At 45.2% G+C, this 11,855-nt stretch carries 7 protein-coding genes; 4 read left to right on the top strand and 3 right to left on the bottom strand.

Translation table 11 applies throughout. The annotated features are described in order from the left end of the window. Positions 1 to 249: 249 nt before the first annotated feature. Positions 250 to 1,035, top strand: a complete 786-nt coding sequence (locus MUCPA_RS23630) for an SDR family NAD(P)-dependent oxidoreductase (protein ID WP_008509808.1) — start codon at positions 250 to 252, stop codon at positions 1,033 to 1,035. A gap of 150 nt (positions 1,036 to 1,185) precedes the next feature. Then, positions 1,186 to 3,711 carry an excinuclease ABC subunit UvrA gene (locus MUCPA_RS23625; protein ID WP_008509807.1) on the top strand — a complete coding sequence of 842 codons (2,526 nt, stop codon included), beginning with the start codon at positions 1,186 to 1,188 and terminating at the stop codon, positions 3,709 to 3,711. Between the two features lie 162 nt (positions 3,712 to 3,873). On the opposite strand, the gene MUCPA_RS23620 is transcribed toward MUCPA_RS23625, so the two are convergent. Both MUCPA_RS23620 and MUCPA_RS23615 read right to left on the bottom strand, forming a co-directional pair. After that, the gene (locus MUCPA_RS23620; protein WP_008509806.1) at positions 3,874 to 6,366 is read right to left on the bottom strand and encodes a hypothetical protein; all 2,493 of its coding nucleotides are present in this window, start codon (positions 6,364 to 6,366) and stop codon (positions 3,874 to 3,876) included. 291 nt (positions 6,367 to 6,657) lie between these two features. After that, entirely contained in the window at positions 6,658 to 7,419 is a 762-nt protein-coding gene (locus tag MUCPA_RS23615; RefSeq protein ID WP_169316202.1) for a hypothetical protein, read from the bottom strand. Between the two features lie 367 nt (positions 7,420 to 7,786). On the opposite strand from MUCPA_RS23615, the gene MUCPA_RS23610 reads away from it, so the two are divergent. Continuing rightward, a complete protein-coding gene (locus MUCPA_RS23610; RefSeq protein WP_008509801.1) occupies positions 7,787 to 8,890 on the top strand; it encodes a COX15/CtaA family protein in 1,104 nt (367 codons plus the stop codon). Between the two features lie 173 nt (positions 8,891 to 9,063). Here the strand turns inward: MUCPA_RS23610 and MUCPA_RS23605 are convergent, their stop codons facing one another. Next, positions 9,064 to 9,972 carry a helix-turn-helix domain-containing protein gene (locus MUCPA_RS23605; RefSeq protein ID WP_008509800.1) on the bottom strand — a complete coding sequence of 303 codons (909 nt, stop codon included), beginning with the start codon at positions 9,970 to 9,972 and terminating at the stop codon, positions 9,064 to 9,066. A gap of 141 nt (positions 9,973 to 10,113) precedes the next feature. Here MUCPA_RS23605 and MUCPA_RS23600 point away from each other — a divergent pair, with 141 nt between their 5' ends. Next, on the top strand, positions 10,114 to 11,673 hold the full coding sequence (locus MUCPA_RS23600) for a DHA2 family efflux MFS transporter permease subunit (protein ID WP_008509799.1): 1,560 nt from the start codon (positions 10,114 to 10,116) through the stop codon (positions 11,671 to 11,673). Positions 11,674 to 11,855: the final 182 nt, after the last annotated feature.

The following is an 11,855-nucleotide window of genomic DNA, read 5'->3' as shown; positions in this document are numbered from 1 at the left end:
ACACGGAAAATACTATTTCGTTGACAAGTTGATGGAACGAATTTCGCGGAAAACGCGTGTAACGGATAACTTATTTAGCTAAATATTTACAACAAATGTTTATAGTGATCATATCAAACGTTACGCAGGGGCGCCAAACCCAGCGTAAAGCAAACATACCATAACATTTATCAACTCAAACCAATGCAGGAAACTATGGTTTGATTACATAGCGATCACAGGCGAGATAGACAGTAAAAATAAACAATTATGGCGAAAATATTTATCACCGGCTCGGCCGACGGTTTAGGGCTGATGGCGGCTAACGCATTAATCAGGCAGGGCCACCAGGTAGTGTTGCATGCCCGCAACGAAAAACGCGCACACGATGCTTTGAGCAAAGTTAAAGGCGCGGATACTGTATTAACGGCCGATCTTTCCAGCATAGCCGAAATTGAAAAACTGGCGGCGGATGTTAATGCGATAGGGTATTTTGACGCCATCATACATAACGCGGGTGTTTACCAGGTTAGAGGCGAGGAGCTTAGTGTTGACGGTTTACCACTCATCCTTGCCGTAAACACCATTGCCCCTTATATCCTGACCAGTTTAATTAATAAACCTCAAAGACTAATCTACCTGAGTTCGGGTATGCATTTACAAGGCGACCCTACGCTAAAACGTTTGCAGGGAGAAAAGCCTGCGGCCAGCTATTCGGATTCAAAGCTGCACAACCTGATACTGGCCAAAGCAGTGGCCAGCAAATGGCCCGGTATTTATGCCAACGCCGTAGACCCAGGCTGGGTACCCACTAAAATGGGAGGAGCGGGTGCGCCAGATAGCCTGCAAAAAGGTTTTGAGACACAGGCATGGCTGGCCGTAAGTGATGATCCTAAAGCGATGGTTAGCGGACACTACTTCCATCATCAGCGGGAAAGCAGATATCTCCATGAAGCGGATGATGTGGGCATCCAGCAACAACTACTTCAACTTTGCCAACGCATCAGCGGTATAAGCTTCGCAACAAATAACAATAGTTTTAGGCATAGCAAGTAACCATAAGCGGCACCGGGGTTTCAGTTAAAAAGCTCCGGTGCCCGCATCCTGATTCTTTTTTCAGCAGCAAATGCCTCCATCTGCCCAACCAGTAAATAAGCAGATATAAAAAAACGGCAAACACCAGGGCTTTCTTTTTGTAGTAGGATAATGGCTTCCAAAAAACAACCTGATTTAAACGGCTTTGTACGTGTTCGAGGCGCGCGTGAGCATAACCTGAAAAATGTAAGCCTTGATATCCCAAGGGATGCGCTGGTTGTTTTTACAGGTATCTCCGGCTCGGGTAAATCCTCGCTGGCTTTCGGCACCCTATATGCCGAAGCACAGCGGCGTTACCTTGAATCGGTTTCGCCCTACGCCCGCCGGTTATTTAACCAGATGGCCATACCCGAAGTGGACGAGATTGAGGGCCTACCGCCAGCAGTAGCTTTACAGCAGCAAAGGGGTACGGCTTCCACGCGTTCTTCCGTGGGCAGTGTAACTACGCTTTCCAATTTATTGCGGATGCTTTATTCACGTGCGGGTGATTATCCGGATGGACAGGGCATCATCTATGCCGAATCTTTTTCGCCCAACACCCCTGAAGGGGCCTGCCCGGAATGCCATGGTCTTGGTCGGGTGTACGAGGTAACCGAAAAAAGTATGGTGCCGGATGATACCTTAACCATTCGTGAAAAAGCTATTGCCGCCTGGCCTTCGGCCTGGCAGGGGCAAAACCAGCGCGATATTTTAACCACAATAGGTTTTGATATCGATATACCCTGGAAAGATCTGCCAAAAAAAGACCGGGACTGGATCCTGTTTACCGAAGAACAGCCGGTTGTACCGGTGTATTCAGGCTACACGCACGAGGAGATCAGCCGTTTTATCAAAAACAAGCGCCAGCCCGATTATATGGGAACCTTTACCGGCGTACGGCGCTATGTGCGGCATACCTTTGCCAACACACAAAGCGCGTTAATGAAAAAGCGGGTTTCGCAATATATGCTGGGTACCGAATGCCGGCTTTGCCATGGGAAGCGCCTCAGGCAAGAGTCATTGAGTGTAAAATTTGCAGGCTATGATATTGCCGAACTATCCCGGCTATCCTTAAGCAAATTAGCCGGGATACTGGAACCTTATGCCGGTGGCAAAGCCGCCGCTTTGAAACAAATGGAAGCGAAGCATCCCGAAAAAGTATTGGTAGCCAAGCGCATTGCCGAAGATTTTTTGGCGCGGCTGCAGGTGATGCTGGATTTAGGCCTGGGCTACCTCACCATAGAAAGGAGCACCCCTACCCTATCACCTGGCGAATTACAGCGCTTAAGGTTGGCTACGCAGGTGCGCTCCAACTTATTTGGGGTGGTTTATGTGCTTGATGAACCCTCGGCAGGCTTACACCCTGCGGATACCGAGGCTTTGTTGCGCGCGTTGGATAAGCTGAAAGCATCCGGTAATTCGTTATTTGTTGTGGAGCATGAGATAGACGTGATACGCCATGCAGACTGGATAGTAGATGTAGGCCCTGCCGCCGGTGAAAAAGGCGGTCACATTTTATACAGCGGCGTTCCCGATGGATTGAAACATATTGAAGCCTCGGTAACCAGGCATTATATTTATAACGATACGGCAAAGCAGACCAGAGAGCTCCGCCTGCCTACCGACTGGCTTAAACTGGAGGGCATTACCCGCAATAATTTAAATCAGCTTGACACCAGTTTTCCTTTAGGGGTGCTAACAAGTGTAACCGGTGTTTCCGGCTCCGGAAAAAGCAGTTTAGTAAGCCAGGCACTTGTTGAACTGGTAGCAGAAAAATTAGGTTTACCGGTTAACACATTACCAGATACTGAGGTAGATCCCCTGGAACAAACCCAGGCTTCACCTTCAGGCGGCACCATCAGGTCAGGAATGAAAAACATCAAACGCCTGGTGGTAGTTGATCAGAAACCTATCGGTCGTACGCCGCGCTCTAACCTGGCTACCTATACGGGTTTATTTGATCATGTGCGTAAAATATTCGCTGCGACTTCAACCGCCAGGGCCCGAAAATACGATGCCGGTCGCTTTTCGTTTAACGTTGTTAAAGGCCGTTGTCCGCATTGCGAGGGTGAAGGCGTGGTTATGGTGGAGCTGCTGTTTTTGCCCAGCGTTTATACGCCCTGCCCCACCTGCAGCGGCACCCGTTATAACCCTCAAACGCTACAAGTTAAATACAAAGACAAAAACATTGCGGAGGTGCTCGGATTAACCGTGGACGAAGCAGCAATCTTTTTTGATGAAGAACCCGCCATCAGCCGCACGCTCGACGTTGTGCGCGAAGTAGGTTTGGGCTATCTGCGTTTGGGACAACCCGCAACCGAACTTTCTGGCGGCGAGGCGCAGCGGATTAAACTGGCTACCGAACTGCAACGTGCCCAGCATGGGCAAACTCTTTATGTTTTAGACGAACCGACCACTGGCTTACACCCATCCGATGTGGAACGTTTGATGTTACAACTGAACAGATTGGTAAATGCCGGCAATACCGTAATACTGGTGGAGCATGATATGCACGTGATAGCCGCCAGCGATTGGGTGATCGATATCGGCCCGGGCGCCGGTGAAGATGGGGGCCGGATTGTTGCCGCAGGGCATCCATCGACAATAGTAAAAGTTAGAAACAGCCGTACCGCACCTTACCTGGTTAAGTATTTGTAAGGGTTTGATTTGTGGGGATAGAAGATGAGAAATGATACAGGCCCCTAATCCTTACGGATATGCCCTTCTCAATCTATCAGTTACAATGAACCATTTGGAAACATGGAATCATATCACCATACGCCAAATACAAATAACTAAAATAAACTGCAGCTCGCTTATCTACTTTTTACCATCACTACGTTTGATAGCCGCAGAAACTAAAAAATCACGGAAGTAACTGCACTCATGTACTGCCGTTTTATAAAATTGAGTTTGTGGATAACTTCTCCTGAGCTCTTTAAAGTATTTGTTTTTTGTAATTTCGTTTCGGTAAGCCTCGGCGTGTTTTAGGTAAAATTTATAGAGAAAAAATTCCTTATCTGCGCCATTGTAGCGGTTTTGCTTGCATTTGGCGGCCCAAAAGGTACATTTAGCCTTAAATTCAGGGTATTTACTTAATTGCCTGGCTTTTATAAAAAGTCTTTCTGCATTAATTGTTTTGCAGAGGTCCTGATTATAGTAAAAAGGTATGGGATGCTGCTCTCCCGACCAGGAATCAGACCATACATAGGCTATCATAAACCAGGCATTGCCATAATAAGATGTATTGTACAAACCCGTGGCTATGGCAAAGTAATAAGCAGAAGCTTTTTGCGGGTTGCGCTTTATAGCCAACTGAAGTGTGTACATTACTTTAGCAAAGCGCAGCTTTGAATATCCGCCAATTTTACCGGTATGATAGTTTTTGGGATAGTCTTTGAGCTGTTCAGCAAAGGGATCACTTTTAAGCCGAGGACCTTCGTAGGAAGCGAGCGGAAATTCTTTGGCGGTATGTATTCTAATTTTACTTAGTGCCGAAATGGCTTCTTTATAGTTATGCTCACGTAGATAGGCTGTCCCGAGCAAATTATACAAACAGTCATAAGATATTCCTTGCAAGCCTGCTGCTAACACCATCAAAAAAGGATCGCCCACGCGCTTTCGCTTATAGGATATAACCTGGCGTAGGTTAGATGAGTGTAAATAGTTTTGCCAAAAGTTAATGGTAGTGTAGTCCTCCCAATAATTTTGATGGTAACAACTTAAAGTATCTCCAACTAATGTAGGCATGCCTTTGAGCATGGCCAGCGCCGCTTTTGCTGTGTCGTGCTGAGACAGGTACATAGGCGCTATTAATTTCTGATAATAATCCCGTGCAGACCACGTAAATCTTCTCAAGCGGCGCTCAATACCGTAATCATGCATGCCTTTAATGGGTTCTCCATTTGTTTTTAACTCCTGTGCCACTTTTTTATCCAGCCACAACAGGCAAGGTATAAGTTGTTGTCCGGAAATACTATCCAACTTCCTTATTTGCTGCGATAGCAGCAGCAGCTTAACCAATTGTTTTTGGTCGTAAAGCCTGGTGTTCAAATGCGCGTCATCAATTTGATTTAATGCTGCGATACCTGCTTTGTTATTGCCGGTCATCCAATCAAGATAAGCTTTAGCCACAATCCCTATCTCCGGGTGCTTGCAGCGGTGTTGGTTTGCAATCTGCATACAAAACACCTTTAGCTCGTTAATGTATTGATTGATATGTTTCGACTTCTTTAAGCCATCATTCCATCCGTAATAATCTCCGTTTAAATTATCGTATGGTAATTTGTCAGTCAGTTTGGGTGTAACGCAGGCTCCTTCAAGCTTGTTTATCTCACGGGCCAAAAGTATTTCAACAAAAGGCGAAGCCGGGGCTATATTATAAACTTTCTTTAAATACCTTGTACTTAACTCATGTGTATAAAAGCCGTTCATGGCATACATAACAGCTTTCTCCTTATTGTTGCTGGCAAAAGCAGTAACGTCATGCCCGTGCATTTTGATAGCTATATAATTTTCATAAGCCTGAACGCGTCTTTCGGGAAAAGTTGCAAATAGTTTTGAGAAAAGGTAGGCGGCTTTAGCTGGATTGCCTATTCTGCCCTCTTCGCCTGCCCTCAATCCCAGCGTTAAACCTGTGATATAGTACCCCGGCTCCGTGTTTTTTAAATATTTTTGGTATACTTCAATCGCTTCGTTATTCTGCCCGGTATAATGGTACATGCGTTGTGCCTGGAAATAATACCGTTTTTTCAAGAATTGACTTTTTACAACGGCAGCCTGTTTAAATGCATAAGCGGCATTTTTGCGTAAAAAACTGGTATCAACAGGTTCGTTTCTCCACGGATCTTTATAACTTAACCCGGGTTCAATAATTTTAGCAAACCGGTAATACATTAAAGCGTCTTTATTTCTTTTTAAGGCGTGTAGAAAGGTGTTGTGTTTAAGGGTATCTGGTAGTTGTTTCTTTAAATTCAAATAGCCCTGTAATAAAATACTATCGGCTTTATGGCTTAGGTGGTACATCACCTTCTTTACATCATGAGCCTTTACCATGCCGCCTAAATAGTCAGCCCATTCCCTCGAGTTAACGTCCTCCTCGTTTACAGGCTCCTCCGCGTCATATAAAAATTGTCCGTTAGTAAAATAAAACGCGCGATAAGCTTTATCCCCACCAATATTGTTATGAAAGAACGATACGCCATAATCATACGGATCAGGCTCCGGTCCACAAGCAAAATCAATAGCAACATCTAAAAATAAAACCGCGAATAAGCAGAGCAAATAAAGACGTATCTTTTTACGGCGTAGCATGATGGTAGGTATTGATCAGATTTTGTCAAGATGAGAGTAAACTGTTTAAGCTATCGGTTTAAAAGAAAAAGCGAGCTGATTTAAGGGATTTTCTTATACTGATTCCCATCTTTTTTCATCACGATAAGTAAATCCTATCCCGAAAAATCAGTACCTCCATTGTCCTGTTTTTTCTCATAAACTTAAGGTGTTTTTTTCGGATACCAAAGTAAATGATTGGGTAAAAAGAAATTTAAGAGAAATAAAAATTTTCAAGAAAACAGGCGGCAAATGGAGGCTGATATGACTGAATTAACGGCAGGCCATTGGGCCAATGATTAATATAGCGTAGCTTCCGAAGCATAGTAGTGATAACAGGTTGCTTATAACCACGGCAGGTTTATTTTCTGGCTTGTATCTAAAAAAGAATATTGTAAATGTGCTTAATAATTCATGCCTTAATTGCCCTGACTCATTTACTGCTAACTTAAAACGATTGCCGAAAAGGGAATAATTTGTATTGTTTTCAATATTGTAGATGTGATGATTAAGAAGGATTCTGACAATCGACAAGAAAACTAATATAGGTATTACAATAAAAAAGTACGTGATATAGAATCCCCAAAAAGGCATGTTAACAATAGTAACGGCCTTACAACCGGAATAGTCAATTTCTTTGGTGATATAATGTTTTTGCCCCAAGCTTACCTCTTCCGTTTCCTTTAAAAGCTTCCCGTATTTATTGTAGCTTTTCCATTTTCCAAAATCGTTTCCATCTGTATAAAAGCAGGTAGAGTAATTTCCAACACTGTCAGTAAAAATCCAAAGCCCCTGGCGTAAACAACATCTGTCGGTCCGGTTAACTATTTTGCCATTTCTCTTTTCAAAAACATAACAACGGTCCTGGTACGATGTATCAATTTTAATTAAGGTCAGTCCCCCTTTGTAAGTTGTATCACTTGAGATAATCATATTGACTTTATATGGCAAAGTATCTTGACCAAGTATCATGTACTTCTGCCCGAAAGCTGACCTACAGACCAACAGAATTATGAATAAGAAAAATACTTTCAACTCTAAACGGTATTGATGGGTGCTAAAGTTATTCAAACCCGATGAGAGCTTTAGCTAATTTAGCTACCACAATATTTAAAGATAAATAACTGTGAGTTCTACTACTTTTGGATTAAAGATAGACATTGAAACTACACCATCAAAAACCTATTGACAAAGAAAATCCATACTAACAACATTACTGAACCGCAGATGTGGACCACGAATAACAGGGCCGCAAAACCGCTAAGCTCACCTACTCATTTATAGACAAAGTCGCTCTTGGTTTCGTAAGTTTATTTACCACCAAGTTGCTTTTTATTAAAAGGCATGCAAGCATACATTCCTTCGCACGCCCCTTCAAAAATGACGGCCATCAATACCATACATGACATTGCTCCGTGGTAGCTCGTTTGGTATTACCCATTTTTGCTCATCCATGGCCCAACCACAAACATTCAGTAAAGCTCCTCATCGCCATATCAGCACCTGGCTTATCACGGGCATCATTATGTTGATGGTCCAGATCCTACTTGGCGGTGTTACCCGGCTTACGGGTTCTGGCTTATCCATTACCGAGTGGAAACCCCTGCTTGGCGCCCTGCCGCCACTTAACCAGCAAGCCTGGCAGCAAAGCTTTCAAAAATATCAGCAGATTGCACAGTTTAAACAACTGAACAGCGGTTTTACATTAGCCGACTACAAAGCCATATTTTTTTGGGAATGGCTGCACCGCGAATGGGCCCGGTTGATGGCCTTGGTATTCATTGTGCCGTTTTGCTGGTTCGTCCTCAAAAAACAGATTAGCCGGGCAATGATCCATCCATTGCTTATTTTATTTTTGTTAGGGGGATTGCAAGGGATTATAGGCTGGGTAATGGTACAAAGCGGACTAAATGATACCGACCTGTCCGTTAGCCATATCCGCTTGGCTGTTCACTTTATCTGCGCCCTGTTTTTACTGTGTTACCTGCTTTGGTTCACGCTTAAAATTTCATTCCCCCACGCCAAGCGCCTTCATCAGGGCAGTCCAAACCGGCTGCTTACAGGCATCGTGGTTTTGCTTTTCTTCCAACTTATTTACGGCGCTTTGATGGCCGGCACCCATGCCGCGCTATATGCCCCCACCTGGCCCGACATGGACGGAACACAGATGCCCGTTGGCTTAACCTCTCCGGGCGGACTGCTACACTCGCTCTGCTATAACGTTATTTCCATCCAGTTTACCCATCGCAACTTGGCCTATCTCATCGCCCTGCTCATTATGCTTTGGTTTTACCGTGCCCGCAATGTCAGCAAACGCTCCCGCTGGATTGTTCTCTTGCTGGTTTTTACACAGGTGTTATTAGGAATTGTGACGCTAATGAACAGCATGTTCCACTGGGTTATTTATTTTGCCGTACTACATCAGTGTGTGGGTATGTTGCTGCTGATGTCGCTCATTACAGCGTTGTTTTTTTCAAAAAGAAGTAATGCGGACCGATATAGATAGATACTTTTTTGAGCGCCGATAACATTTATTGGGCTGGTAGTATGATATTATTGGCATATTGGTTTGGCCAAGGAGTTTAGACGCCGCCAGCTGTTATTTATCTTAAGCAATAAAGCCCAATACCCGTTCCGTCAACTTGCCAGCTCCAGATACCAGAAGGTTAAATCCCGCCCTCATCCATTATTCCCCCTCGCGTTAGCCGGAGATGATCCGTTGTACTTTTTAAAGAAATTGGTAAAATAGGCAGGCTCTTCAAAACCTAAGCCATTGGCTATCTGCGCTATACTCCAGTCGGTATTTTTAAGCAGGGCCACCGACTCCTTTAAAACGCGGTCGGCAATATGTTGGGTGGTGGTTTTGCCGGTTACCTCTTTTACGGCCCGGTTCAGGTGGTTGGTGTGTACAGCCAGGCTTTGGGCATAATCGTGGGCGGTTTTAAGTTTCAGCGATTCTTCGGGGGAATCAATGGGGAACTGCCGTTCAAGCAATTCTAAAAACAAGGCCGTGATTCGCGCAGAGCCACCGCTTTTCTTTTCAGGAGTTTTAGCTGGCGTTATCTTTAAAGCTTCGTGCATCAGAATGTGCAGGTAATTGCGCAGCAGATCGTATTTATTGACATAATCCGAATCCAGGTCGTCCATCATGCGGTGCATGGTAGCCGATAAAAAGGACAGTTGGCTTTCGTTGGGGAAAACGATGTGGCTGGCCCCAACCTGAAACAGCGGAAAATGTTGCAGCGGATGTTGGTGCTCACGCGACTCAACAAATGCTTCGGTAAATAAACAAAAGCAACCTTCCTGAGGGCCGGGGCCCGATTCCCAGGATGAAGGAACGGACGGACCTGAAAACACCAGTGCGGGCCGGTCGATGATCACCTCCTTGTCCGTGTAAATCATTTTTCCCTTGCCTATAACGAGCGCTATTTTATAAAAGTCCCTGCGGCTAAAAGGCGTCCGCTGCACACAGGGCTTACGCAAAAACACGTTGAAGTGTCCCTGACCCGTATTGTTTTCAGCTAAAATTTTTTGATCCGGCAGGGGGTGCCGCCTGTAAAATTCTTCGAGGGTTTCCGTTTCCAGCATCAAATAAAGGTAGGTAATTATTTGATTATTATACACTATTTGACAAATAAATGATCAAAAAAGCACATCCTGTTTGAATTTTATAAATATTGGATTGAATTCTATAAACGGATCGATGGACGATGAGGCTACTTTTGCAACATGGAAACAGGTTTACGCAAATGGATCATCGTGATCACCATCATCACATCAACCATCATCGAGTTGATCGATACAACCATCGTTAACGTATCGATCAACACCATGAGCGGCAATTTAGGCGCTTCGCTGGAAGATACAGCCTGGGTAATTACCTCTTATGCCATTGCCAATGTAATAGTGATACCAATGACGAGTTTTTTCGCAGAAAAAATAGGCAGAAAACAATATTATATCGGGTCGATCCTGTTATTCACCATAGCCTCGGCCTTTTGCGGATTTTCGCATAATTTACTGGAGTTAGTAGCCTTCCGCTTTTTACAAGGGATAGGTGGCGGCGCACTTTTATCTACCTCACAGGCAATTTTGTTTGAAACCTTCCCAGCTAAAGAGCGGGCCACGGCGAGTGGAATCTTCAGCCTGGGTATTATCATCGGGCCTTCAATCGGCCCGGTGCTTGGCGGTTATATCGTAGATAATTTATCCTGGCAGTGGATTTTTTACGTCAATATCCCCATCGGCTTGCTGGCCGCTTTTTTATGTTTTATTTATTTAAAACCCACCAAAAAATCAACCAATGGGCGGCCCATTGATTGGCTCGGCATATTTTTGCTGGCGATAGGCGTGGGCGCTTTGCAGGTGGTGCTGGAGCGCGGCCAAACCGACGATTGGTTTGCAGCGACCTACATCCTGGTGTTAAGCCTGGTATCGGCTATTTGTTTATCCGTTTTGGTGTGGTGGCAATTGAAGATCGAGTACCCTGTGATCAACCTGCGGGTACTTAAGAGCACCACGCTTTCCATTTCGGCTATCATGACGTTCGTGCTCGGCTTCGGTTTGTTTAGCGCGGTATTTGTGTTTCCTTTATATTCGCAGCGGATCATCGGTTATTCGGCCTTCCAAACCGGCACTATGTTGCTGCCGGGCACGCTGATGGCGGCCATGATATCTCCCTTTTTAGGCAAAATACTGCAAAGTGGCATCAGGCCGCAATATTTGATCATCCTGGGCTTTGGCATGTCGGCGGTGTTTGGTTACCTGATGTCGGGCTCTAACCTGGAAACGGGGGGCGCCTATTTCTTTATCCCCCTGATTTTCCGCGGACTTGGGGCGGCGCTGCTCATTGTTCCGCTTACCGCGCTCGCCGTTTCGGAGTTGAAGCCATCGGAAATCCCGCAGGGCGCGGCACTCAATAACATGATGAGGCAGATGGGCGGCTCGTTCGGTATCGCTTTGATCAATACTTATATTGCGCATCGCGAAGCGGCAAACCGCACGGCCCTGATTGCGCATGTAACGGCAAGCGATCCTTTAACCCTTCAGCGGCGGCAATCGTATATCGCAAATTTTATGGCGCATGGCTCAACCTATTTACGGGCGGCGCAGCAATCGTTAGGCGCGCTGGAAAACATGGTGGTGAGGCAAACTTTTTTAATGAGCTATATGGACGCCTTCTTTTTGTTGGCTATCCTGAACGCCTGCTGCATCCCGCTGGTTATCCTGACGATTAAAAAACGGGCCGTGGTAAAAAGCGGGAAAGTGGAGATACCGGACGCGCATTGAAAATTATGATCATCTTTTGAGAGCAATAAACCGGGCGCTCGCAACCTGTTATTTAATTAATTAAAAATTTCGGATCGTTGTCCGGTCAATAGACAACGGTCGTCTGCTGCACACCTGGCATACGCAAAGTTCACTCCTTCCGGTCACGATGACAAAATTTCGGTGGTGATGGGCGGATGCAA

Origin of the sequence: Mucilaginibacter paludis DSM 18603 (genome assembly GCF_000166195.2) — a bacterium.
Taxonomy (GTDB): Bacteria; Bacteroidota; Bacteroidia; order Sphingobacteriales; family Sphingobacteriaceae; genus Mucilaginibacter; species Mucilaginibacter paludis.
The sequence above is the reverse complement of the archived record's forward strand: the minus strand, read 5'-3'. Positions and strand labels throughout refer to the sequence as shown.

Bases quoted from the DNA above. Each gene is read 5' to 3' on its own strand.
- MUCPA_RS23610 (WP_008509801.1), top strand. From the start codon at position 7,787: ATGACATTGCTCCGTGGTAGCTCGTTTGGTATTACCCATTTTTGCTCA.
- MUCPA_RS23600 (WP_008509799.1), top strand. From the start codon at position 10,114: ATGGAAACAGGTTTACGCAAATGGATCATCGTGATCACCATCATCACA.
- MUCPA_RS23605 (WP_008509800.1), bottom strand. From the start codon at position 9,972: ATGCTGGAAACGGAAACCCTCGAAGAATTTTACAGGCGGCACCCCCTG.
- MUCPA_RS23625 (WP_008509807.1), top strand. From the start codon at position 1,186: ATGGCTTCCAAAAAACAACCTGATTTAAACGGCTTTGTACGTGTTCGA.
- MUCPA_RS23630 (WP_008509808.1), top strand. From the start codon at position 250: ATGGCGAAAATATTTATCACCGGCTCGGCCGACGGTTTAGGGCTGATG.
- MUCPA_RS23620 (WP_008509806.1), bottom strand. From the start codon at position 6,366: ATGCTACGCCGTAAAAAGATACGTCTTTATTTGCTCTGCTTATTCGCG.